Origin of the sequence: Tianxiuia mixotrophica, from assembly GCF_050596425.1 — a bacterium.
GTDB lineage: Bacteria > Bacillota > Clostridia > Peptostreptococcales > Acidaminobacteraceae.
The window spans coordinates 771,637-797,679 of record NZ_CP192292.1 but is presented as its reverse complement, the minus strand read 5'-3'; the positions used below and the strand labels follow the sequence as shown (position 1 = coordinate 797,679).

At 33.0% G+C, this 26,043-nt stretch carries 24 protein-coding genes; 2 read left to right on the top strand and 22 right to left on the bottom strand.

What is annotated here, in order from left to right; translation table 11 throughout:
* Nucleotides 1-140 precede the first annotated feature (140 nt).
* The 4 genes from ACQ4KW_RS03630 to ACQ4KW_RS03615 form a co-directional block, all read right to left on the bottom strand.
* Nucleotides 141-284, bottom strand: coding sequence for a hypothetical protein (locus ACQ4KW_RS03630; protein WP_430885175.1), 144 nt, complete (start codon nt 282-284; stop codon nt 141-143).
* A 21-nt stretch (nt 285-305) separates the two neighbouring features.
* On the bottom strand, nt 306-2,561 hold the full coding sequence (locus tag ACQ4KW_RS03625; protein ID WP_430885174.1) for an ATP-dependent DNA helicase: 2,256 nt from the start codon (nt 2,559-2,561) through the stop codon (nt 306-308).
* Nucleotides 2,562-3,058: 497 nt separating this feature from the next.
* Nucleotides 3,059-3,496 (bottom strand): sigma-70 family RNA polymerase sigma factor, encoded by a 438-nt coding sequence (locus ACQ4KW_RS03620; protein WP_430885173.1) that lies wholly within the window; start codon nt 3,494-3,496, stop codon nt 3,059-3,061.
* A 309-nt stretch (nt 3,497-3,805) separates the two neighbouring features.
* Nucleotides 3,806-4,333: a hypothetical protein gene (locus ACQ4KW_RS03615; protein ID WP_430885172.1), complete on the bottom strand. Its 528-nt coding sequence runs from the start codon at nt 4,331-4,333 to the stop codon at nt 3,806-3,808.
* Nucleotides 4,334-4,495: 162 nt separating this feature from the next.
* Between ACQ4KW_RS03615 and ACQ4KW_RS03610 the strand changes: the two genes are divergently transcribed.
* Together ACQ4KW_RS03610 and ACQ4KW_RS03605 are read left to right on the top strand one after the other, a co-directional pair.
* Entirely contained in the window at nt 4,496-4,906 is a 411-nt protein-coding gene (locus ACQ4KW_RS03610) for a helix-turn-helix domain-containing protein (RefSeq protein WP_430885171.1), read from the top strand.
* A 33-nt stretch (nt 4,907-4,939) separates the two neighbouring features.
* A complete protein-coding gene (locus tag ACQ4KW_RS03605; protein ID WP_430885170.1) occupies nt 4,940-5,452 on the top strand; it encodes an ImmA/IrrE family metallo-endopeptidase in 513 nt (170 codons plus the stop codon).
* A gap of 380 nt (nt 5,453-5,832) precedes the next feature.
* On the opposite strand, the gene ACQ4KW_RS03600 is transcribed toward ACQ4KW_RS03605, so the two are convergent.
* The 18 genes from ACQ4KW_RS03600 to ACQ4KW_RS03515 form a co-directional block, all read right to left on the bottom strand.
* Entirely contained in the window at nt 5,833-6,525 is a 693-nt protein-coding gene (locus ACQ4KW_RS03600; protein ID WP_430885169.1) for a hypothetical protein, read from the bottom strand.
* Complete coding sequence (locus ACQ4KW_RS03595; protein WP_430885168.1) at nt 6,525-9,458, bottom strand: HsdM family class I SAM-dependent methyltransferase; 2,934 nt, start codon at nt 9,456-9,458, stop codon at nt 6,525-6,527. Before ACQ4KW_RS03595 ends, ACQ4KW_RS03600 begins: the two co-directional genes overlap by 1 nt.
* Nucleotides 9,445-9,699: a helix-turn-helix domain-containing protein gene (locus ACQ4KW_RS03590; protein ID WP_430885167.1), complete on the bottom strand. Its 255-nt coding sequence runs from the start codon at nt 9,697-9,699 to the stop codon at nt 9,445-9,447. The genes ACQ4KW_RS03595 and ACQ4KW_RS03590 overlap by 14 nt, the downstream gene beginning before the upstream one ends.
* A 418-nt stretch (nt 9,700-10,117) precedes the next feature.
* Nucleotides 10,118-10,663, bottom strand: a complete 546-nt coding sequence (locus ACQ4KW_RS03585; protein WP_430885166.1) for a GIY-YIG nuclease family protein — start codon at nt 10,661-10,663, stop codon at nt 10,118-10,120.
* A gap of 8 nt (nt 10,664-10,671) precedes the next feature.
* A complete protein-coding gene (locus tag ACQ4KW_RS03580; protein WP_430885165.1) occupies nt 10,672-11,154 on the bottom strand; it encodes a hypothetical protein in 483 nt (160 codons plus the stop codon).
* Nucleotides 11,155-11,742, bottom strand: coding sequence for a GTP pyrophosphokinase (locus ACQ4KW_RS03575; RefSeq protein WP_430885164.1), 588 nt, complete (start codon nt 11,740-11,742; stop codon nt 11,155-11,157). It lies immediately after the preceding gene.
* A 32-nt stretch (nt 11,743-11,774) separates the two neighbouring features.
* On the bottom strand, nt 11,775-12,980 hold the full coding sequence (locus tag ACQ4KW_RS03570) for a PD-(D/E)XK nuclease family protein (RefSeq protein ID WP_430885163.1): 1,206 nt from the start codon (nt 12,978-12,980) through the stop codon (nt 11,775-11,777).
* Between the two features lie 15 nt (nt 12,981-12,995).
* A complete protein-coding gene (locus ACQ4KW_RS03565; RefSeq protein WP_430885162.1) occupies nt 12,996-13,568 on the bottom strand; it encodes a hypothetical protein in 573 nt (190 codons plus the stop codon).
* A 34-nt stretch (nt 13,569-13,602) separates the two neighbouring features.
* Nucleotides 13,603-14,316: a hypothetical protein gene (locus ACQ4KW_RS03560; protein WP_430885161.1), complete on the bottom strand. Its 714-nt coding sequence runs from the start codon at nt 14,314-14,316 to the stop codon at nt 13,603-13,605.
* A gap of 66 nt (nt 14,317-14,382) precedes the next feature.
* The gene (locus ACQ4KW_RS03555) at nt 14,383-15,426 is read right to left on the bottom strand and encodes an ADP-ribosylglycohydrolase family protein (protein WP_430885160.1); all 1,044 of its coding nucleotides are present in this window, start codon (nt 15,424-15,426) and stop codon (nt 14,383-14,385) included.
* A gap of 21 nt (nt 15,427-15,447) precedes the next feature.
* Complete coding sequence (locus ACQ4KW_RS03550) at nt 15,448-16,740, bottom strand: McrC family protein (protein WP_430885159.1); 1,293 nt, start codon at nt 16,738-16,740, stop codon at nt 15,448-15,450.
* Nucleotides 16,733-19,048 carry an AAA family ATPase gene (locus ACQ4KW_RS03545; protein ID WP_430885158.1) on the bottom strand — a complete coding sequence of 772 codons (2,316 nt, stop codon included), beginning with the start codon at nt 19,046-19,048 and terminating at the stop codon, nt 16,733-16,735. Before ACQ4KW_RS03545 ends, ACQ4KW_RS03550 begins: the two co-directional genes overlap by 8 nt.
* 16 nt (nt 19,049-19,064) lie before the next feature.
* On the bottom strand, nt 19,065-19,268 hold the full coding sequence (locus ACQ4KW_RS03540) for a hypothetical protein (protein ID WP_430885157.1): 204 nt from the start codon (nt 19,266-19,268) through the stop codon (nt 19,065-19,067).
* 21 nt (nt 19,269-19,289) lie between these two features.
* Nucleotides 19,290-21,740: a pPIWI_RE module domain-containing protein gene (locus ACQ4KW_RS03535; protein ID WP_430885156.1), complete on the bottom strand. Its 2,451-nt coding sequence runs from the start codon at nt 21,738-21,740 to the stop codon at nt 19,290-19,292.
* On the bottom strand, nt 21,740-22,417 hold the full coding sequence (locus ACQ4KW_RS03530) for a hypothetical protein (RefSeq protein ID WP_430885155.1): 678 nt from the start codon (nt 22,415-22,417) through the stop codon (nt 21,740-21,742). The genes ACQ4KW_RS03535 and ACQ4KW_RS03530 overlap by 1 nt, the downstream gene beginning before the upstream one ends.
* Nucleotides 22,418-22,438: 21 nt before the next feature.
* Nucleotides 22,439-22,795: a hypothetical protein gene (locus ACQ4KW_RS03525; RefSeq protein WP_430885154.1), complete on the bottom strand. Its 357-nt coding sequence runs from the start codon at nt 22,793-22,795 to the stop codon at nt 22,439-22,441.
* A 62-nt stretch (nt 22,796-22,857) separates the two neighbouring features.
* Nucleotides 22,858-24,861 (bottom strand): hypothetical protein, encoded by a 2,004-nt coding sequence (locus ACQ4KW_RS03520; RefSeq protein ID WP_430885153.1) that lies wholly within the window; start codon nt 24,859-24,861, stop codon nt 22,858-22,860.
* The gene (locus tag ACQ4KW_RS03515; protein ID WP_430885152.1) at nt 24,851-25,960 is read right to left on the bottom strand and encodes a hypothetical protein; all 1,110 of its coding nucleotides are present in this window, start codon (nt 25,958-25,960) and stop codon (nt 24,851-24,853) included. Before ACQ4KW_RS03515 ends, ACQ4KW_RS03520 begins: the two co-directional genes overlap by 11 nt.
* Between the last annotated feature and the right edge of the window lie 83 nt (nt 25,961-26,043).

Genomic DNA, 26,043 nt, shown 5'->3' with positions numbered 1-26,043 from the left:
CATAAATTAAGACCATGTTTCGCTTATTTTTTCGACATAACAAAAAAGCCTTCTCAGAATTAAACTTACTTTGAGAAGGCAAATCCTTTTACATATTTACTTATTTCGGCAATCATCTAAGTATTTTTGTAAATATAGTTTTACTCCATTGCATAAATACCGATTTTATATTTCTTCTTAATAAATAATTTGATCTTATCATACTCAATTGGTGAAATTAACTTTTTATTTCTTAAGTGATTCAACATTGTCACTTGTTCACTAAATTTTAATCTATCGTCCATTGTTCTTTCCTCCAGTTTATTCTATTCAAAATATGAGTTTTCTTTTTTCTCTCTTAAAAAGGTTCGAATCTCTTCAATACTCTCTGCTCTTCTGCATTCAGGTAGCGCATGTAAGACATCTTGATGATATCGACCATTGTCGCTAGCTCTGACATCTAATAAGGAAATAACCCCTGTATCGGTTTCACTTCTTATCAGTCTTCCGACTCCTTGTCGTAATTTTATTAGCATTTTAGGTATTAAAACTGATTTAAGGTATTCATTCATATCCGTATATAATGATTTCTCATAATCACTGATTGGATCTGGTGTTGGAAACGGTAACTTCACTATAATTAGATGGGATAAAATATCTCCTGGTATGTTAACGCCTTCCCACATGCTTCCGGTTGCAAATAGAACAGAATTTTGACTTTTCTTGAATTCATCGATTGCTGTATTTCTCCCACGCTTCATTGCTATCAGCTGTCGATTTGGATGCACTTCCTTGATGTGCTGAAATATCAAACGCAATGGTTTATATGATGTGAATAAGACCAAGGCATGACCATTGGAAGCATCAATTAACCTTGATATCTCTTGTCTGACCTCGTGAATGTATGCTGCATCATCAGCATTGGGATAAGGGATCTTCTTTGAAATATAAATCATGCAATTTTCTTTAAAATGGAACGGCGATGTTTTGGTAAGTTCATTTATTTTCCAATGGCTAATTGGATTTATGCCAAGTTGATGCTTGATATAACTGAAATCTCCATCCACTGCTAAAGTTCCTGATGTTAGAATCATGGACCGCTTTGCCTTCCAAAGGTCTTCTCCTAACTCTTTGCTAATGACTTTTGGAATAGATGCCAGCATTCGTTGACCTTTGGCTTTAGGATTTTCCATCCAATAGATATTTGTTTCTAATAGAAATACCCTCAACCCATCCATCACTGTTCTAAGATCAATAAGAGATTGCCTTGCCGTATAATTCATTTTCTTACTGATTTCATGAATGGTTAATACCATTTTCTTCAAAAGCCTCATAGCTCTTGAAGTGATTGTTGTTGGGAATTTTTCTGTATCATCAGAAAATGCCTTTGCAGGGATTTGTTCCGTCAACACATCAAAGAACATTTGATTGAGAGCCATCACCTCATTCGTTAAATTTTTTAATGCTTTATGACTCTTCTTCTGCGAATGTGTGGGTGATATCTTCTTCATCAAGTGATAAACCTCATGTTCATTGATGATTGATCCGTACATCTGATTTGCAGCATCCATCAACTTATGTGCTTCATCAATAATGACCGTTTGATACTCCGGCAATAATGATCTCCGTCCATCTTTTCTTTTTAATATATCTGCCAAATAATAGTTATGGTTGCATATTTGAAAATTATAGGTGCTTTTCCTCGCCTGTTTCATAAACTGCTGAAAAGCACATGTCTTAAACTTACTACACTTCATACACTGGCTACTTTTCACATTGATTTTTCGTTTATCATAACCGCTGATATCTTCAGCATCAGCAAGATCAATATTTCTATTTTGAATTAATTTTTGTAGACCTTTATATTCACTAGAGCGTTTACGCTTGGGATCTAATGATTGAAAATAATCCTTTAACCGATTTTCGCAAACATAGTTTTCTTTACCTTTTCTAAGTACACAGGTGATTGGTGATGAGATAATGCCATTTTCCATCAGCATTTTAGAAATCTCTGGTATGTACTCCTTTATGATTGAGCTTTGTAGTTCAATGCTTGATGTGGTTATCACAATTGGAATTTGCTTATAGAAACTACCTTTTTTCGAAAAAATATTATGCACGATAGCTGCAATTAGATAAGCATGAGTTTTACCAAGACCAACAGCAATATCACTCAAGGATATCTTCCGTTCTTTCATGTTTTCATATATATGCTTTGATAACTCGACCTGCTCTTCTCGTACAACAAATCCATACTTGGGAAAGATATCCTTGAAGATAACATCAATCATCTCAGAGCCATCTGCCGCTCGTTTCATATCATAAAAAGATAAGACTTTAATTTTATCAATAACGCCCCCGTAATCTTGCTCTGTCAATTCATGTCGTCTGTAAAATAAATACTTTTGATCACCTGTAACATAATTGACAACACGATAGGTGTAATTCTTTCCGGTAAAACTCTGCACTAAGATGCAGTCTTTTACAATGAATACTCCTTTTGAATTTTCCGTTATCCACTTTTCACCGATTACTTTATTTAGAGTTTCTTTTGTATTTAAATTTGGTTGTATATTATCCATCTTTTCTCCTTTAGTTAAGTTTGTTTCACTTAACAGCACAAACCTAGAACCAAGTCAAAACAACTTCGTTGTACGTTTGTACTGTTAAGCGATTCTTTAAAATATAGTTAATAAATACTTTAGGCGGTCAATAGTCATTGACCTCATAGAAGCAACCCATGCCATTGGCTTCCAGGCAAAGGCTGTATTCTCCTGATCATCTGTCAGGCTGCCATCCATAGGATACTTAGGACTTGGCAGAAGTATCGTTCAAATTTCCCCTTGTGGATCATGGCGAATTATCTTAACCACTAGATAATTTAAAGCCGGATGTTGTCGCTCTGATATCTCAGTCATGGCGCATCCTCTTATGTCGCTTTCCTTACGGTCACAAGGTAACGTACCTAAAATATTGAATATGAGTAAAATTAGATTTACTATTTTTCAAGGTTCAGAGGGGTAAAAAAATCCCCTTCACTCTTAAGCCGAAAAATGAAGGGGGGTGTACCAAACTTTTTTTAGATTTTTAATTGTTTTCTTAATTTATCCAACACTTTTTTCTTACGATTATTAATTGTCATCAGTGGAATATCTGTTTCTTTTGAAAGTTGCCTCTGACTTTTCCCACAAAAAAACAGCTCTTGGATGAGCCATTTCTCTTCTTCATCTAGAATTGAAATCGCTTCAAGAACTGTTTCCATAAGCATCTTATTCATGATTTCTGTTTCAATATCCGTATCCTTATCCGATAAGATTTCTTCTGCTGAGCAGTAACTGTATCCCATATCACTGAAATTAACGACGCCTTTTTTTAAGTCACGCTCTTCTAAGTACCGCTCTCTTCTATCCATACGATAGTAAACTTCATAGATTTCCTTCGTCGTTTCATAGTATTTGCCATCTACCGGAATAAAGTATCTCCTTGGTTCTTTGTTCTGATCATCTGATTGATTCATGTTACATACCTCCTATTTTGTAATTAATGAATTGTTCTTTACAAAATAAAAAGTTACGGCCCACGAATTAAGACATAATAGATATTCACCATTTTTCCCTCCTAAAAAAGGGCATAAAAAAAGCCAGAAGTCGTTTTGACTTCTAGCCTAAAATTTGCCTATATTTATTTTTTAGCTGAAAAAAGGTACTAAAAAACCCCTGCAAATGCAGAGGTCAATATATGCCTATTACTTCCAGCATACCCATTATACCCTATTGACAATACCACGTCAGTACCAAAGCAGTCTCTATTTAGTATCAATTCCGTCTCAATTATGTCTCATATTACTTATAAACTCCGGCAATACATATCCCCATAAAATAACGCCAAATAGCGAAATAGCTTTTTTCCTTTGTCTGAAATATGTTGATCGTGACAATTTCAGCATGTCCAGCAATTCATTTTCTGAATATTTTTTCTCAGAGAAATATGTAGTCTTTAGAATCTCATGATACCGTTCACCTTTATTCGGATAAGTTTTTAGTTTGAGCATTGCAGCATTAATTATGTCAATAATCACTTTACTTGCCTCTGCATCTTCTAATTGCTCATGCAAAAGCTTTGCTTTCAAATCTGAACCAAATTCTGTTATAACATCCAGTACCGCAACAGAAGCATCACCATATATTTCTTTGCATTCGCAAACAATATTGGTATAGCTATTTTTTATGCCCCACAAAACATCTGAATATATATCGAGTAATAAATGAGCATCATGATATACTTTCTCATCAAATTCATCATAAGCCTTAAAAGAGTTCATTAATCTTTCAAGGCCGTTCGTCGCCTTTCCCATATATGCCTCACCTCTTCTCATTGATTTTCTTGACTTTTATAGTATTTATGTGTTAATATTTACATGCGAACACTCGTTCTGTTTGTTCATTATACATGAACTAAATGTTCATGTCAATACTTGTTAAATGATAACTGAAAATATTAGAAGAGGTGTGTACTTATGACATTAGGAAGTAAGATTAAACTTCTCCGAAACGAACGTAACATGACCCAGCCTGATCTTGCCACTGCATTAGGCGTTACGGTTCGTGCTGTAGCTTATTATGAAAATGATGAAAGGCAACCAAAGAAAGAAATAATAATAAAGCTATGTAAAATTTTTGATGTTTCAACAGATTATTTATTATCAGCAAGTGAATCTTTTTTGCTTGATGCCACAGAGAAATATGGCTATAGGGGTAAAAAAAAGGCTGAATCATTTATCAATGAAACAGCCCTGCTCTTTGCTGGAGGTGAATTAAGTGAAGAAGATCAAGATAAAGTTTTTAAGGCAATCACCGAGATTTACTGGCGCTCAAAAGAAAAACACAAAAAATATACTCCGAAAAAATATCGAGATAAGGAAGAGTAATTTCTCAAAATCTCTCTAAGGGGGAGGAATGATTTGAACGATTACATTATTAACCGCTCAACTAGACTCATAAAGAAATATAAGACACGGAATCCTTTTGAAATAGCGGCCTACATGAATATTGATGTTTTGTTTATGGACCTTGGCAAGCTAAAAGGATTCTACAAAAGAGATGGCCACAATCGATTCATTATTATTAATGATCAGATTTGTGAACCCCTTCAAAGGATTGTTTGTGCCCATGAGTTAGGACATGATCAACTCCACAGACATATAGCCGAAAACCATACTCTACAGGAATTTGCCATATATGATATGAAAAGCAAACCAGAATATGAAGCCAATCTATTTGCTGCTGAATTATTATTTTCAACGAAGGATGTATTAGAATATTTTAGCCAAGGTTATAACTTTTATGAAACTGCTTGTTTTCTCAAGACTGACATTCATCTCTTAGCTGTAAAGCTTATGATCATGAATTCAAATGGGTATCAATTAAATATTCCGATTGATTTAAAAAGCGATTTCTTAGGGACTAGAGAATGAACTGGAAGGATATCTCACTCCTTTTAGTAGTCGGAACATTGGTGAATACCCCTTAAAAAATAATACGATTAATATAAGTGTGTTTGGCAAAAAATGAACATTATGTCAATACATATTTAAGTTTTAACCAGTAACTTTCAATAGTAGTCAAGGGCGAGCGTAGCGAGTTTATCTTGATCCTTGACTACGTTCAGTATCGTTATCCTATTTTAAGGTTAGCAGTTTAACTGATGACCTGGCCCCGCCCAGGACGGGGACTTGGTCAGTGCCCCATACAATAACTGCACTGACTCCGGAAGAGATGCTCTATTTTACCGATCAACGTGCACTAAAGCATCGGCGTAGTCACCAAGATATAATCGTTTTAATCCTTGAAATATTTATGATATTCTTATTAAAGGCGAGAAGTCAAAAAAGATATGTAACAATTGTAATGGTTTGTCCGATAAAGCATAGTCACTTATATACTCATACAATCCCACTGATGAATCGGCCTTTATTACACTCAAGTCTCCTTGTGCCTTAAATTTGAATTTTTTCTTATTAAGAACTGACAATTTTTTTGAGTTGTTTTGAATATCAATATCTTTCACAACAAAGCCAAACATAATATTTTTATTATGGCAAGTCGGATATTTGGGTGGTTCATCTACAAATCTAAAAACTCCTTCATCGATGTATTTATTGTTAAGACGTGAACTTCCATCAATTCGTTTACACTCTATAATATAATAGTCTTCTTTATTTTTATTTACCCAATAATTATTTGATGTTACTCTAATGTCACATCTTCCTATAAATGTATCTGTGTCTTCATCATACGTTTCCGGTGTTTCAATTTGAAATGAAATTGGAAACATATCACATTCCAATTCTTCTAGCACAGAATTTTTGTCTAGATAATAGTAAAACAAATGGTTCTGTATATTTACCTCGTGATTTTTAACTTTACGTCCTGATGAAATACAATTTTGCTTCATTAGGTTACAACATTTTTCTATTGTTTCAACAATATGATCATAAAAACCTTTTTGAAAATCTTCATTTATAGATTGCTGCTTAAACCCCCCCATCAATTGTCACCTCCCGCATCATTCATTATTTGTTCCATAACATCAGCAAGGTCGAGTTCTGCAATTGCAGGATGCCAGTACTTATATAGATTAGGTTTAATGATAAAAAATGAATTATCACTAAAATGAATAACATCTCTTATTTGATGAAACTTGTCATTATGAGAATATACAGAAAATCTTGATAATAATGTTTTATCGCTATCCGTATCTTCAATAAAATCAATAGTATTATCTGATATGCCATTTAATACCGAAAGTTCAAATATAGAAAATTTATTAAGTACGTTTTGATAGAATTTAATGCCAATATGCTTTTCTACGCGCTGATAAATAGCAGCAAATTGTTTAGTGAAGCTCTCACTGTATGCAATCAACTCCTCATTAGATACTTTTTTATAGATGCTCTCAATATCTGTATTAGTTAGTTCTGGTATCTGAATATTAATTGCATAATCAATAAACTTATTGTTTTTTAGTCTAAATTCCTGTAAAACCAAATTATCAAGTTCCTCTATTTTTAAATCTAAATCTAAAAAATCAAAAAAGTCATCTTTCTTTTTTTCTCTATGAATATTCTCAGTTTTATTTACAATATCCTCAGAATAAATATAAGGATACTCTAATACTTCTCCCATAAAGCGTTGCTCTCGTTCAATTCCTATTGAAGTTCCTAACATAAGATTTAAGTAGGAATATAATGATGAATTTAGTAAGCCAGCTAAATTCATTAAAAATGGTCTTTGTTCCTCGGATCCCTTAATAATATACATGGTCTTTTTACAAACAAATTCGTCATCACTAAAAGCAGCCCTCAATTTGTAATTATTACAGTTCACTCCAGTAGGTGTTAACACATATGGTGGAACAAATAATGCTCTTTCTCGAGGACGATGCACTTTGCTTTTTAAAAATAGAGTAGTATTACTTGTGTTTACAAAAAAATGATCTACTCCTTTTTGTGAATCAAGTAATTTTTTATTAACTAAATGAGAAGCATCCTTCTTGTCACCATCTTGATATTCTACTCCTGCTCCTATAATAATAGGAAGTTCCTGCTTTTTGATTGCTTCTGAGATAGTGCAGAAGTGATTTTTCAATTTCATTATTAAGTTTATATCATTTGAAAATCCATATACAATAGTTTTCCAAACCCAATCAAATTTTAATAACATATCCTGTTGTATATATTTTATATCATTTTTCTCAATAACAATAATATTAAATAATTTGAAGAAAATATTGGGTTTAATAGATGTATAATTGAAAATATTGTCCAAGTTGTTTCCGTCTTCATAGCTAAAAGAAATTATCACAGCAGGAGCATCCGCGTTTTCAAAGACCAATTTTCTAACAGATGACATCTCAATTATACTATGAATTTTTGTCTTCTCTAATAAGAAGCTTCTAAATCTTTTAGATGGCTGTTTTTGATTGTATAGTAATTTGGAATGTAAAATAAAACAGCACATCGTGCGAGCATGGCTAAAATCTTTTGCTCTAAAAACAAAGCTTCTACAAATTTCATTATTCTGTTGTTTGTCTTTGTATCCATTTTTTTCACAATACTCTAAATGAAGACCTGTTTTTACATTACCCCATGGTGGATTACCAATAATAAAATCAAACTTGCAATCTTTTAGTCCTTTAAGTTCTTCATCATCAAAGAAATCGCAAACAAATAGATTAGTTCCTTTTAAATTTGGCAACGTGAAAGTTGATAAAGATTTTGGATCTTTATAATCCAAAACAGTTAAATAAAGAGAAAATATTGTCACATCAATCGCTTCTTCGTTAATATCTATACCATAAATATTATTAGTTAAAATCGATTTAAGTAAATCATCATCGTCGCAATACAATTTTCCACTTAAATTTTCTTCTACCATACGGCGATAGCTATCAACCAAAAAAACACCCGAACCACATGCTGGGTCTAATATAGTATATTCTGAGTGTTCTTTTAAGAATCCTAATGTCGTTTTATCTAAAATGTACTCAACAAGGTAATTAGGAGTATAGAAGGAATTGTCTTTATCTCTAGCTTCTCGTCCAAGCAAAATTTCATAAATATTACTTATTAACTCTACTGGAATAATATTAAAATCATACATTGCAAATAATGATAGTTGACCATCCTCCATTGAAATTGTTCCAGATAAGAAGTCAGCAAGCAAATTAAATACATCCTGTGTTAATTCAGGACATTCAATTTCACCACCCAAGTCAAAAAGATTGCCATTAAATTTTGATTTGAGGTATGCAAACAGTGTATATATAGAATCTTTATTTCTCAAATATTTCAAAAGTTCATTCTTTGCCTGCTCAATATTACCAGAAAAATTTCCATACGCTAAATCGACTCCACGGTCAATCAAGAATCTTATAAAAATAAGTCTTAAAACCAATTTTGTAGCAAAATTTATATGATAAGTATTTTTTAATTGCTCAGTTAAATAAGTAATATTTGATAGTAAAAACTTGTTCAAATTAGGGGTAGAGAATCTTTTCGAAAACTTTCCCCAAAACATAGGATTAGTTATTTCTACATATGAAAAATCTGAAGCAATAGAGCAACTATCTACCGAAAACTCTGTAGCTTTCTCTATCACATAAGATGACAAATTTAAGGACATTCCATTGTAAATTTTGACTGTTTGGTCATCACAAAATACCGCAACAGGAACTTGAGCGTTCCAGACCTTTTTACTAATTATTTTAAAAGAAGCATCATCAAAAAGGCTATCAAAAAAAATAATAAATGGTTTTTCATCTACAAAATAAATTGCATATGGCTTAATCTCAGTAACTATTTTGGTTATATGATTAGTATATTTAGATCCATTAAATTCACTATAATAAATAATATTTTCTGAATCTTTATAACCAAGTCTAGCAATAACCGTTTCTATTGGCAATTCATAGTTTCTCATTTCCCAATCTACCTCCTTTCTTTTTTTCCGGTTCAATATAGATAAATAATAAATATGTCTCTATCTCTAAAGCATCTGCTATTTTTTGAATATTTTCTAATGCTATACTTCTTTTTTCACGCTCAATTGCACTAATATAGGTTCTATGTAACCCGGCTTTCTCCGCAAAAGCTTCTTGCGATAATCCCTTTTTAGTTCTATATTTTTTTACATTATTCGCAAAAACACTTTTAATATCCATAAATACATATCACCTCAATTTTAATTCTAAACATCTGAATACAATAAGTCAACATACAATAAGTCACATTATTAAAGTATTTTTTTAGACTCATCACTTTTCAAAGCCTATTTATCCTGTCGTGAACTACTATGATATGGTATTTTTTGATCAGAAACCCTTTTGTAATAGCTGCCTGCATGAATGTTGATGTTTTAAATCTTATTGCCGAATCATGATATAATATCTCTGTTTCAGTTAGGCTATAATTTTTACGAAACAGCAAGCCTACTTGAAACAGATACACATTTATTAGCTATTAAACTTATGATTATGAATACTGCTGGTCTTCAATTCAATATTCCAGTCGATTTGAAAAGTGATTTTTTGGCAATGCAAATTGATGATTTCACTTCGACATAACCACACATTCAGACAATCATATTGAGCATCTCAATTTGCTTAAATATTGTCTGAATTTTTTGTTTGTTTCGTTTTTATTCTTTGCAAGGTTCAGAGGTGGATTAAAAGCTTCAATCAATATAGATTCAATCAACTCAACATTCTCAAGCCCCGTACAATAATGCATCATTAGATTTGCTTTCATCCATCGACTCAACTCTTGCTCACTATCATTATCGAATCTGTATTTTGTTGATTTAGCTTCATTTCTGCTATGAACTTTTTCGTATCCAAATAAAACTCCTAAGCTTTTTCTGAGTGTTGAATTCCTTGCAGTTCCTTTAAAGTGATTTCTATAATCACGTTTTCTTAACCCTCTACCACCTGACAATCCAACATAAAGCACTTCACGCTCGTTAAATCTATTGAAAAATACGCCTCTCATTTGCTCTGGTAACTGACTAATATTCTTAACACTTATCAAATAAACACCTTTTTCATCAGGAATCAATTCAGCCTTATCCTTAGAAGGATCAAAAGTATTTATTTTAAATTCTGATATACAGCATTCGATTTTGTCCATTAAAATCATCACCTATTTTTATAATTGCTATGGGTAACGGTAAATACATTTGCTCTACACTCGTACTGATCTAGTGTCTTATATTGATTGATAATGTGAGACTCATTAAATACAGTTAAAGCAATGCTATACTCAATGCTTGTAGTTCTAACAAGCTCATAAAGTGTTTGTAAATCCTCCGAGGTAAAGGCTTCATATAACTCAAGATCATTCAAATTATCAACCTTACAAAATTCTCTTGCCGCTTTTATAACAGCTTCATCTTTAATCACATGGACACCTATCAACAACATGGCATCATCTAACATATTATCAATAGTTGGAATCCATCTAATAAATTCGGATTCATTCCCTTCTTCAAATAAATCCAGATTCTTTAATATCCACGCAGGCCTGCTATTTTCAGACAAGAATACTGCATGACTCGGGATTATACCACCACCATATCGATGATCGTGTCCTATTAAAATTTGTGCTGTGAATGTACTCATTTATTCGTCCTCCTCAACTATGTTAATTCCACCACCAAAATACCAGTGATTTGTTTCAATAAACCCAATGAATTTTTCATAGAATTGATCTTCAGTTACAATTTTAGGAAGTGTAACACAACCATTAATCTCAATTTCATAGTAGTCTTCAATATTATCCTTTTCAGGATATAGAACCCCATGTAATCTTTCGAATGCATCCATGTATTTTTCTACTCGTTTTTTATCTTCTATGCTTGGGCTTTTAATACGTGAAAGATTCATGTTATCCTGCAAATCAGCAATTTTGACTCGACATGCTGTTTCATTTTTACTTATCCTATCAATAAATGTACTGTAATCTTCTTGCTCTTTTTTCGTCAATAAATCTAAGATTACCAAAACTTCCTCTGAAAAGCCTTCTTCTCTCAACTCATTTAATGATATATTCGTATCTTCAATAACATCATGTAAGACAGCACATATCTTTTCTAAATCTGAATTACAGCTTTGCATAACTCTTAACGGATGTAATATATAGGGTTGTCCACCCTTGTCTAGTTGCCCATAATGGGCTTTAATCGCTATAAGTATTGCTTTTTCTAGCATTAGCACCCCTCCTTAAAGATTTTTCGAATTTGTTATCTATCTAATAATTCAATTACTTTGTCAGCACACTTAGTAGTAAACTGTTCTAAATCTCTTTCATCAAAAAGCTGTAAATAAGGATCATTCGCCCCTTTAAAATCTGGGCTAAGCGCATCATTATCTTCTGGCGCATATTCCCAGTAAGCCCACCAATTATCAATATACGGTTCAACACCTAGAATTTTTTCAATTTCGTCTTCCGTTAATGCTTGCTTTCCAGAATTTCCGTCTACTGGACAACAGTAGCCTACAAATATATGATTATCAATTTCAATACGAACCCAAATATCTACATTAGGTTTTACTTTTGATTTATACTCATAGCTAATTCCGGGATAGGTTGAATACTTATATTTATAGAAATCATTGCACTTCTTATATTCGTTAAAGGCGTAATCATATTCATTTTCCAGCTTAGTTCTACCGATTTTCTCTTCGATCTTAGTAAACATTTTCTTCATCAGACTTAGCCTAGCCTGGTCAACACAATTTTGAATAGCTATGGCACTCTTTATATTTTCAGGTGTTTTCATAAGTACATCTAATATTTCCATTTCTTTTTCATCCTCCATCTGATTCGTAAATTTGCGAATAGTCATCATAAATTGAAATAATACTTCACGAATTGGAGCTATTTTCATCGTCTCTGTTTGAGACACACAGCTTTCAAGCCAATTTAAAATATCCTCTGAAAAAGAAACACAAGAGACTTCTAAATATCCATCACCAGATTTAGCCAACCCCTTTGCACTGTATTCACTTGGACATTCTCCAAATCTGGTCAGATAATAAACCTTTGAATTCTTAGCGACCTTTTCATAGTCAAAACATTGGTTCGCTTGTTCTCCTGCAAATATTTTAACCTCTATAGGAATAAAATAATTTATTGTTTGAATAGCTAAATCAATACGCCTATTATTGTCTATTCTGTATTCACGGAATACCTTTGCAGTTCCCAACTCTGTTTCTGGCATTTCAATTCTAAGAACATCTTTGATAAATGTTCTTAAATATTTGCGCCCCTGAAAATGAGTACCTTCAGGCGAAAGAATTTCGTGTAATACCCTACAGATAGTAACTTCATCTGACCAAATATTAGCTATTTCGAATATATTAAAATAACCCCCAGTTTTTTGGTTAATCAATTCATATTTTTTTGATACTGATGATAATTCCTGCAATAATAATTCTACATTCATTACATAATCCCCTTATCATTCAAACTTTCTCCCGGAAATCTTTCGAATAATTTCACAAAAGCGTTCCCACCCATCGGGATACATATTACTTCCATGTTTCTTAATATTTCGTCCTTTTCTAACGATTTCAATACTCCACTGGGTTCCATCAAGAATATGTGGATCTACATATTCAGACTTCCAATTCAATAACTCAATAAGTTTAAGCTCTTCAATCAGCTTATCAGCAGTTGTATTCCGAAACACTTTTCTATAAGATTCATCATTTCCCCCACCAAAATGCTTCCATGTCAATTCTCTACTTTTCAAATTGATTTCTACCTCATAATAACCACCAAAATACCCACCAACTGAAGTTATAAGCGATTCCATTTGGTTATATGCATAATCAATTGCCTGTTGTTTATCCCACTCATGTTCACAATCTTTACAATAATACTCAGGATCACTGCCCGTTATACAGCAACCTCCCAGCTTTATTTCACCTGCTTCAGCCTTTAGAAAAGCTTCATGTGTTGGCATTCCATATAAAATTCCAAGAACATTAGTCGAACCACAATTGGGACATTTTTTATAGTTAATTGCCATTCCCCTTCCCCCTTTGCAAAGTTCTAATTAACAACTATTTTGAAACTTTTAACTTCTTCCATACTAAATCAATATAGTTTTGGGCTGTACGAGGATTAATGAACTCTGAACCGTGCGTAAATAATTCCCGATATTGCCCCATATTCTTTTTATTTAACAGTTGCTGGATATAACTTAATCGAAGTCTTTGGTTTGTGCATAACAAAAACTGCTCATCCTCAGATATTAAGGTCTCCAAATCTGATCTCAGCTTTTCTTCAGTTTCTTTGCGTCTTTCAAGCACGTCATCAATGACACTTTCATATGAATCGATCAAATCTAAATATTTTTCTTTTCCCAGTAACAATCCTTCATCAAAATGCCAATAATCACTTTCAAAAAAGCCAACTTTTTGCCCTTGATATAATGCAAAGTAAGTTATTTGAATAGGTCTAGAAAAATCAATATCATCTGTTTGAGTGTTGTAATTATCTATTTCATCTGTCAGTACTTCAAGTAAGTCATCATCTAATCTGTTAATCTCTTCATCTGTTATTTTAAAGATATCAGGATCATAAAATGCCTTGTTGTAAAACACGGTTGTAATATCATGGGATTTAATGAACCGGAGAAATTCTTCAACATTACTATTTTTAAGAGCAATTAGTGTTTCTAGTTGAGAATCTAAAGTATCCACTTCAAAAGCATCAATATCATTTTCTTCTAACTTATCAATCACAATCTTCTCTGAAATCAACTTATCTTTCACTCCTCTCTTGGTTGGATGAATAAATGAATTTGCTTGAACAAAAGTATCAATAATGCTCTGGATTTATCAATACCCAGGATACTTTTTCCACCAGCTATCATTGTCTTGATATCCTAACAATAAGTCGTTCGCCAATTCAATAATTTCTTCAAAAAGCTCAACTGATTTAAGCCATTCTTGCGGGAGATTTTGAATGCCAAGTAATGCACCAAGCATATTTCCAGTTATCGAACCTGTGCTATCGCTATCGCCATCATGGTTTACTGAAGCTATAAGCGCTTTTCTAAAATCAGTTTCATATCTTAAAGCACAAAATACACTAATACCTAATGCTTCTTCAGCAATCCAACCTTCTCCGATTTCTGAGATAGCTTTATAATCCGGTATATCAGTTCCAGATAAATCTAAAGCCTGATTAAGTTTTTTAGTGCATTCCATACCGCTATTTTCTGAACTCAGTTTTTCAATCGTATTAAATATAGATTCTCGTAATCCTGTTCCACCAACTATCTCAGCAATAATATAGGCTAATGCTCCAGCCGTTACATAACCGGTTGGATGCCCATGTGTCAGTGCTGCTGATTCCTTTGCAATCTCATAGGCACTATTCTTTTCCAGAAATAATCCAAACGGTGCTGATCGCATAACAGCACCACAGCCTTTGCTGTTATTGATTGGATTTTCCAGAGTTCCTTTATCATCGCTTAAAAGAGCAGTGATACATGAATTTCCTGGTGCTCTTCTTGCGTACAGCTTATTTTTATTCATTAACCACCCATCATAGATCCAGTCCAAAGACTCTTTCTTCGGATATCCTTGTGTAGTTAACCAACGCTGGTATGCAAAATAGATAACTGTAGGCGCATGACAGATTCCTTTATTTCTTAATCTTGATTCTGCACGAAGAATACCTTCCGCAGTAAACATCGTCATTTGAGTGTCATCTGTGATTTCTGCCTTGCCACAATCTGGCTGGGTAAGCTCAATAACCCCTTTATCACCAAACTTTTTCTTTATTTCATCAAGTTTAAGGAATTCGACAGGCCAGCCTAAAGCATCTCCAACAGCCCCGCCAATAAGGCATCCTTCAAAGCGACTTTTCTTTTCCATATATAATCACCACCGATTTATTTAACTAATTTTTATAGGTGTTTCATATCCTTCATTACAATAGCCTAAAGTACTTGCCAAGTCTCTGGCTAACTGACTTGGTTCAATTTCCAAATCAACCTGTATAAGCTTTATTGACACAACTCGCTCATAGTTTTTTATTTTAAATTCTTGAATTAGTAACTCACATTGCTCATCTGTCAATAATTTGGGATATATCAGAGCTATATTGTCACACTCATACCTGACACTATAAGCAAGCATTTGATAAATATCAGCCTGTGTAACACTTAATTCCTGTCCCTCATAAAGCACCTCTTTGTACTTTGCATCAACAATATATTTTACCTGACTACCACTGACAAAAGTAATATCCGGTCTTAGCTGCAAATAATTTTTATCTTCGCTGTGCGCTAAATACTTGATTGGACTTTGATACTTTACCTCAAAATCTCTAACCAAATGCTTCTTTAACACTTTATATAAATACAGTTCAAATAACTGATTCACCGGCACTAAAAAGCTAAAGGTATATTCATCACCTGCATTTAAGTTTGGGCTTGAATTATAATAAAACAACTTGGCCATATTAAAAGCAGGTGCATACTTAGAATTATGTCTAGTGAATTTTACATTTTTCCAAATATCATTATCAAGAGCCATCTCTTCTACATCTTCAAGCCAAAGCAGTGATTGTTTTAACTTGATTTTGTTACGCTTTGAATTCGTTCTTGATATCAAGTTTTGAATGACTGATTTAAAAACTTTATTCAGCAATATATTTTCACTGAACTGGTCATACCTTACATAATGAAGGTGCTTTTTAAAGCTGTTTTTCTTTACAGTTTCTACAAAATCTACTTTGCCTTTAATAAACGTCTGGTTTTCTAATTGATGGTTATACCCACGGTTAATATCTCTTTTAAACTGTAGTAATAATTCGTCTACAAATAAGCCAATAAAGAGTTCCAGCAAATCGCCATTATATTTGTCCATGCTTTGCGGCGTTGGTATATTTTTTACACCTTCAAAGCCTGAATAAGAAAGCAATCTCATCAATACCTTAAAAGATTTTTCAAACTCATCCTCGCCGGTCATCCGTTTTGATATTTTAGGATATATCAATAACCTTGTCTTATTTATTTGAATAAATCCGACATGATGCCTAACCAACAACTTACCATCTGCTTGAAGGACAACATTGTTTTCTCCAATAACATTCTTCATAAGCAAAATGTCTTTAATATTCTGATCCGTCAGATTAACCTTTGTTTGTCGATCTTCAAATATTCTAATAATTTTTGTTTCATCCATTATCTTTCATCCTATAAATATCGATGATTTTCTCTTCAAATTCAGAAAGTTCATCATCCTTTTTATGTAGCGAAAGGTATTTAACATTACCATATTGGTCATAAAAACTCTTACCTACAATTGACTTAAGGGTTTCAGTATCATTATAGAAATATTCCCCAAGCAATGGCAAAATCTTGTAATACCAAGTTTGATATAAATTGCTTAATGACTCAATTCCCATAAAATAGGCATGTCCAATTCTATGGTCACGATCATATTTATCCATGACTTTTTCATTGATGGCATCTAATAACTTCGTCAAATCAACGGTGTCATTGATAATTGGATTATCATATTGTGCCAGAACTCCTGAATCCGGTTCAATTTCAACGAATGTAAAACGTCTTCTTAATGCCGTATCTATTGCTGCTATTGACCTATCTGCTGTGTTCATTGTACCTATAATAAACAAGTTGCTTGGTACAGAGAATTCTTTTTTTGAGTAAGGCAGTAAGCTCTTTAGCTTCCCTCGTTTGTCTTGTTCAACGAGCGTAATTAATTCCCCGAAGATTTTGGCAATATTACCTCTGTTGATTTCATCAATAATCATGTAGTAAGGCTTAATTTCTCGTTTGTCCTCATGACTTTGTTTCACCAAACTGTTTTGAGTAACCATTTCAATAACATCGGAAACACTAATACGTGATAACTCATATATCGTTTTCAATGTCAAGTTCTTAAATCCGTTGTACTTATGGATGTTTATGGGATAACTAAGCTCTGTGAACCACTCGACGCTTCTTCTATGTTTATAACTATATTTTGTATCATATCTATAATCAGCTTTAATCACACCAATCATGCGAATGGTCTGTTGGCTGTCATAGACAAGAACAATATCACCAACCGTCATATCATTTACGAAAGAATTTACTGAATTTGCATTTTGAGTCGGCTTATTGCCAAAATCCCTTTCATCTCCAAGTTCAGCTAAAATATCATCATAAGTCATATTACTAAGATCAAGTTGATCCAACCAGTTGATTGCAATATCACCGCTTTTAATACATTCATTAAAAACATCGTCTGATTTTCTTTCTCCTAATGATACTTTCCATATATTACTTTCAGAATGAATCATGTCCACATACTCAGCATTATTCTGCCTTTTTATCAACTCTTTCTCTGCATTTATGCACAGTTCCTTAAACAGACCATTTTCTAACTTGTAACCCACTTTTCCTGAATCATCATCATTCAGAACCGGTCTGATACCTTCAATGAATTCCTCATAGGAATATGATTGATGAAAAGTAATGGTCTTGACCCTATTTTCTACTTCCGCCACCTTATAGCTTCCACCTGTCTTAAAATACTTATTTTCAAAATGGTCTATAATCTTTCTGGTTGCGTATGTTTTACCAGTTCCTGGAGGTCCATATAAAATGAGATTGGGATTAAAATTAAGGAGTCCTGCAAACATTTGATATTGTTCATTATCATCTTCAAAAACTTCTTCATCGTGGGCGGCATTATTCGGTTTTATGTCAGAATTTCCCGCCTTGGCACTTGCTGACCGTTTTCTACCAACCAGAAGATTATCATATAACCGAATTGCACTTGAAACTTTATAATAGCCATTACTTTCAAGCTCTTCAATCAGTGTAATCAAAAACTTGCGTTTCTGAGAAGCTTGATCTTCTAAGGCATAGTCGTTCAGCTCTCTAATTGTATATTTTCCGTCATCAGCGTTTCTTTCTTCATAAAGTTTATTGAACGCTTCATATACTATAAACTTGCCTTTCTCAAAACGATCAATGCTAGTAATCTTCATCTGTTCAAGATTATCAATCGTTACTCTAATATCCCCTTCTTTGTAATTAACACTGGCATCCTCCAAAGCAATATATATATTGACACTACTGGATTTGAAGTCAATGTCTTCGGGATTTGGTGGACAATCATCCGTCGTTTTTATCGGAATAAAGCCTAGCCCTTTAACACTCTTTGTCACCTTATTGACTAGATTCAGATCATGAATAAAATACTTATATCTTGTAAAATCATTGGTTACACTAACATCGTCATACTTCTTCACTTCATCAAAAAGCAATACCCCATCATCCTTGGGGTTTACTGTATTCTTTAATTTGGTATATTCTTTGGCTTTCCATAAAGCTGCAATTTTGCCTTCATAAGAGGCAAAAACATAATCCCCAGGTTTAACTTCGCCATAATAGCTACTGCTTTCATCACCGGCAGAATAAAATTTCTTTTCAATTTGTTCCGGATGTTTATTACTAAACTTCCCTAAAAAAAGTCGCATCTTTAGTACCTCCAATCTATTTAAACAGTTTTTTCAGAAGCTTAAAAATATCAAATGATGTTCGATTATACACCTTGTTGTATGCATATTTCTTTGGATTCCTAACCCACCCATATCCTCGTGGCATTTTCAGACCTGCTTTATGTACAACTTGTCTTTTTAAGCTTGTTCTGGCAGATATTCTTTTTTTCAAGCTCGGTGTTCTTATTCCGAATTTCATCTAGTCCCTCCTGTAATCGTATTAAAGTACATCTAAATACTCGCCGAAACGATTATTTAAATATATCGGTAGTGGATATTTAGTTGAAGCATCAAATGTCAAATTAAGCTTTCTAAGGGCATGACATTGTGTTGCAAGCCAAATATTTTCATCGTGGTCATCAGTTAGAGTTATAAATTCAACCACTCTTTGCTTTCCGATCATTTTCTTTGTATGCGTTAATCTAGTTGCTTTGAGATTAACCTGTAAGTTTTCTGGCCTAGCGCCAACACTATAAAAAACTTTGTTATTCTTCGTGAACAATCCTTGGTATCTATTTAATCCTTCAGTATCGCTATCATTCTTAAAAATGTTATATTCAGGAACCTCGTCAGTAGTATTTACTCTAGTAAACTTTATTTGTTGACCATTCACAAGTCGCAACTTATCTAAATCTAATTGACCATTCATTGCAAATGACCACACTCTATATCTAAGTGATGCGTCAAAGAAAAAATAACACTCTTTACTATTGATGTTGATCTGATTTAGTTGCTTTGAAATCCAGAAATGAAAGTGTTTCTTATCAGTTTGAGATTTCAGAATAGGATTTACATCATAAAACCTTAACTTAGGCAAAATTTCATGTATAGAATACCATTTATCGTCACAAAGACGATAAATCTTATATAAAACTTGTCCATCTTCAATTTTAGATAACGCAATAATCTTGCCATTACTGTTTTTCACTGCTGATAACCCAAGCAGTATTTTCTCGTTAAATTTGTATTTTATATAATTAGAATCCAAGAATCCAGCTGCAGACAGCAAGTCATAAACAGCGTTTACCAACCTTATCTTATCGACTTGTTCTTCTGGATTAAAATTGTTAATAAACTGGGTTACTCTTGCTTTTTCTTTAAAAGCTTTTCTAATTGTCTTTTTAGGATCTTGTTTTCTAATCTCTTCATCATCAGATGTATGGAACGGATCAATATCTATTAAAGATAAAACATGTTCTGTTACATAATGGTCAGTCTTAAGTTCATCAATGACTTCACGTTTCCTAAGTTTTTTATCCTTCTGCTCTTCTTTGCTCAATCCTCGAGAAATCATCCCATTCCTTGGCTTGAAAACAACTTCATAGCCATCACAACTCCTATAAGTATATTTATCCATAGGCATGTTCAAGGATAGAATTTCTTTTGAGAACTCTATTGCTGCATCAATTAATTTAGAATTTTCAGTGTAAATTTCGAAAATAACTTGTTCACCTCTTGGAATATAAACAGGTGGATGCTGATGGAAAAAGTTATCCTTCTCAACATTAATAAACTCAAGGTCATCTTGCGAATCATTAAATCTTTCAATATCTTTAAGTGCCTTCTTTTTACTTACTGTTAATTTCGTTTCGCTTTTGACCGCTATTAACCTATCTCGAAGTTCAAGTTCAGGAAATCGCTCCGAAACAATCTTGAAAACATCTAGACGCTCAGGTAAACCTGCTCCGTATTTTACCCTTTCAGTCCTTTTATTATTTGTCAGTAAAACAATTTGATCATTAGGTGTCTCAAACTCATTGTAATCATTTGGTGCATTCATCGCTGACAATAAATCTAGTTCTAACTGCTTCGCTAATTGCCTATCAGAGTAATTCTTAAATGTATAGGACATACCATCACCACGCCCATACATCAATCGTACAAACTTCTTTTTAGCATTATCTATGTATTCATTTTCCTTATATACATAGACGCTATGCCCTTGATCTTTTTTAATATAATTAATCTTCTTATCATAATCGAATAAAGACCTACACAGCCACACTTTAACTCCAGTGTATACGTTTAAAAATATCTTGTCAGGATATTCGCAATTACTTACAATTTTAAATGTAATTGCATAAGAGAATCTCTCAACATCTTTTTTTCGATCGATACACTCAAAGGTTCTTGAAATTGCGGTACTTTCATTTTCAGTATCAATTACTGGATAGAATTCAAGTTGCTCATTAATTGACTCCATCTCTAAAGGCAATTTACAAAACTCGAAATTATATAACTGAGGCAGTAAACCATAAAGGTCAAGCATGAACTTTTTTTCAAAAATACCTTTCGTGGATATCGCCACTGGATCATCAAATGTTATATCATCAAAAGATAACTCATTCAGTTTATTTGCCAATAACCATTCAGATATTCTTGCTTTCAATATATCAGTATTCACTTCATTTAGCGCAAATAACCAGAAGTAATCCGATTCAACCTTTAGTTCTTTCCATGGTTTATTCCTTGCATAGATTACCTCATCTATTGTTAAGCCAATAGCTTCTGATAGATTTTTTACAGCGTAATGTAAATTGAACCCATCTTTCTTTTGTTCTAGAAACTGAACGAGTTTTGCAGGCCAACTATAGATAAATAACTTTTTATCTATTACATTTAAGCTGTTCACTTCAAATTGATGTAATTGTAGCTTTTGTCTCTTTGGCATTAAAATAGATCCTCCTCATCATAAATCATTTCAAAATCAGCAATGGCTTTAGTTAGCCCAGTTAAATATCTTCCATAGAGCATCTTACCAGTGCCTTCATTAACATCTAATAAATTGCTTTCCCATGCTTTTAACATACTTACTCCGTTTGTTAGTTTTCCATCGATATCATTGGCAAAACTACCGTCACAATAGAAAACACGACACGAACAGCCATTTCTTTGCATTCTTCCTACTGCTTGTTTTATAGGTATAAAAGTGTACCAAGATAAAATGGCTCTTTGGTCTGAATCAAGATGCTTCCAAAACTTTTTTTCATTAAATTGGTTCAACATACCATATGCAAACTTTCGGACATACGAGAAAGCTTCATCCAGCGAATGTGTACGACTCTTTTCTGCCATTATTGGACCAATGATAGAGTTTAGGATTCTATAATTGTATGTGAGATCATCAGGAGAAATATAAGGTCTAATCATGAAAAAGGCTGATCCAAAATAAGAGTTACCCGATTGATCTATAATGTTATAACCTCTAGATATAATGGATAATGGTGCAACCAAGACCTCAATACTTCCAATAGATGATATCTCTTCAATCTGAGAAGTATTGATTTCATCCTCACTTAGTATTTTTTTATTGCTCAGCACCCTATAGTCAAAGTTTCTGTCTCTCAAATAATCCCCTATTACACGACATTACTCATAACTATTTACAATCAATAGAACATTTCTATTTTGCCCTTCTCCTCGCCAGTAACTTAATTCAAACCGAATATCACTCATGAGCTGTTTTGTTAACTCTTTTAGCTTTTCTTTCTTCATAAATGAATCAGATACGCCAGAAATCTTTATTGGCTTATCACTTGAATCATATTTTATATGAATTGATTGGTTAATATCTCCTTCTTCTTTTTCAGACTTCAATAAAAAGGCTGGTTCTTCAGCTATATGGAAATGTGCTGATGCAGGTGCATAGCTTGTTCCTGACAACATGACGATTGCCGGTCCCTTCTTTCCTAACTCACTTTTAATATAAGACCAATCCTCAATCAATGATCGTCCTACCCCTGAATAATTAAACAAATGAACATATAGCCTCTTGTCATCATTTAAAGTCAATTTATATCCAAATCATTACCTATTACTGACTCTGACATCAAATGAATAAAATCTTTGTTATAGAACTTAAACGCAGAAAATATCGAGTTGATCTCATGCAATTTACTTTCTAGATTATCAATCGTATTGTTTTGTATCCTAAAATAATAATCAATAAGAACAATATAAATAAACAATTCAAGTTTCTTAAGCGCAAGCTTTTTAACATCAGCAATTGATTTTGACTTCTTAAAAATCAGATCAAATTCATCAAGAAAGTCACTCAACATTTCTTCAATAATTAGTCCTGCATTTCCAACATTCGGACATTTAGATAGCTTATCATAAAGTCTGAATAGTTGATGCTCCATTAACTGTTCGTTAAGCTTTAACTCTTCTGATAACGGAAGGAATGATTCCAAACACTCGATAAACGCTTTACTTTCATCACTTTCAGGATCAGCTAATTGACCAATTATTGAAAAAAAGAGGTTCCTTGGCGTAATGGTATCTTCGATTAGATATTTTCTGTATCCTGGTGAATTTACAATTAAGTATTCTAATCGGTTAATCAACTGTGTTAAATGTGGAAAGTTGATTATCCATCGATGTGTTTCTGATTCCACATTCCCTAGTCCTTCTTGCTTTAAGAACTCTTCAACCTTTTGAAACTTGCGCATAATTGAATTGTTACCACCATAGAATATTTCATTGTCCATAAAACGATTATCAAAATCTTCTTGAACCGAGTCCGCCTCATCAACAAAAATAATATCTAAATGATCATGAAACAATTCATAGTATGTTCTTCTATATGGATCAACTAATGGGTTGGCTTTAGATGCTAATAACGAATGAGACGTTGTTATCCAGACATCAGCTTCAACCAAATCTAAATGCTTTTTAAAATGACCACATGACGTAAATAATGGACAGTCATATGATTGTGTTTTATCTTCTCTTTTTAATCGATTACATGGAAATTTACCTGCTAAAATATCGTAATCATTAGCATGGTGACTCAATAAACATTGCCCTGACAGATACTCAAATACAGTATTATTTTCATTGCTGATAGCATCAAAAGAGTCCGATGCAGTAAGTCTAGAATTCATATACCGCTGTCTATGTTTTTTTAATTGTGAATCGCCAATTATCGGAACGGCATTAATGCCCAACTGCATCAACGCCTCATATGTTTTGATGACTTCAGCAACATTAGGTTCAATAATGCCTATTTTAATAGCATTATTCTCTAATAACCTAGCTGTTTCTTGCATAATATATGTAGATTTACCCGCACCAAGCAGACCTACTATATGAACAGGACCTTTATATTCGATTTCATTATCAAAATCCTCACAGGCATCTATTTGAATACTTGGACGTTGTGCCCAATTACCACCTAACTTATTCTTGAACCTCTCCCAGTCAAAATCAAGTGGTAATTTCAACTCTTGCTTTTCACGGTATCTTGGCAATTGTTTTATAACTTTATCTTTACTTACATCCAATGTGAATTCAAATCGTTTTGTTTTAAAACTCTCATCATACCCTTCACCAAATCGAATTACGCGCTCATAATATCCATCATCTTCAATATACTTTGGTGTCTTAGGTTTACTCGCAAGATATTTGTCAATCAGTTCATCATATTCTACAGCTCTATCAACAAAGATCATAATTTTTGCATTTAAAATTAAAACATCGTCATGCTCGATGAATAAACGATATTTTTCAGGTATGTTTAAATATTGTTCCAAATCAATTTTCAGTTGCTTCTTACTATAATATTGGTGAAATTTCTTACGAAGCATATATAAAATCTGATTATCAGAGTCATTTGTTTTATAATACTTCTTGTGATACTGGGTAAAATACATATTCGCCGTTTTTGTTTCAAATTCACCCAAAACTTTATGTAATGAGTAGATAACAAATTCTATTCTCTTAAACAAGCTAGGATCAATTGTTAATCCGTTTTCTTCTATCATACTTCTATACTTCTTATTAATACTCATCGAAGATCTCACCTACTTTCTTATACAATTCATTTTCATACAGCACCAAGACTTTACTGGAAGCCTTGGCAATTTTTCTTTTAACTATCGATTTATAATCCCCCGCATGGTATAAAAATTTTCTATGCTCAGGAATTACTAAAATAATGGTATCATTTAAATCAGTGCTATCCATTTTTATAAAAGATTGGTTTTTCACTAACGTCTCTACCAAATCATACGGCGATGCAAAATCTTTTACATCAATTAAAACTCTTCCTTCATTTGATTCAACACTAATATCAAATTTATCTATCTCAGGGTAAAGCTTCACTTGGTGTTCGGCATATTTTGCAACTAGCTGATCATACATACGAAGCTCTGATATACCGGGTATAAGTGTAAATGTATAGATCCCTCGTTTTAAACTTTTGTATTTTAACCGTTCATCTAATAAAGTTTCTTTAGGAACAACTGAAGCTTTATCACGGTAATACATGCACATCTCTGTACATCGGTTTTCATTCAATAAGCCATTTGAGAGAAGTTTTCCACATACAGGACACACAAGCATTTCCTTTGACTTCACCTTAACTGGTTCATACCAGTCTTTTATCATTAAAATCGCATCAGAAACGTTTGAATATTTACTAATCAACCGCATAATTCTATCTGTAGTGACATAGTAATTTCTTGGATTAATAAAAGCTCTAACTTCAGAATACATCTCTGCTATTTTAGGGTCTTCAGTCTTTTGGTATTCACTTCTACACGCAAATAGGAACTTTCTTACCAAATCCTGATCCACATCATCTTTAAGCAGTGTAGACTCATACCATCTTTCTATTTCCTCATCAAGCCCTCCGTTTTCATTTATAATATAGTTATCCTTTAAATCTTCATTTAAATAGAAACCTAATGACTCAACAGAATGATACTTTAGACAAAGAACGACATCCCTTAAATTTTTAGGTGGTGTCACTTTAGTGTTATGTAATAAATAGCTGCTAAATCGATTGAACACAGCATCTGCCTCATCAGGTAATACTTTTATATTGCCTTTCCATTCAATTAATACGGCTAATAATTTAATCAATAATTCGTGTTTATCTCCAGTCATTTCAAAACCCCCTTCTGTGTTAAATTATTCCATTATAATTATATCACATATTATGTCCCATAGTGTGGACACCTTATAAAATA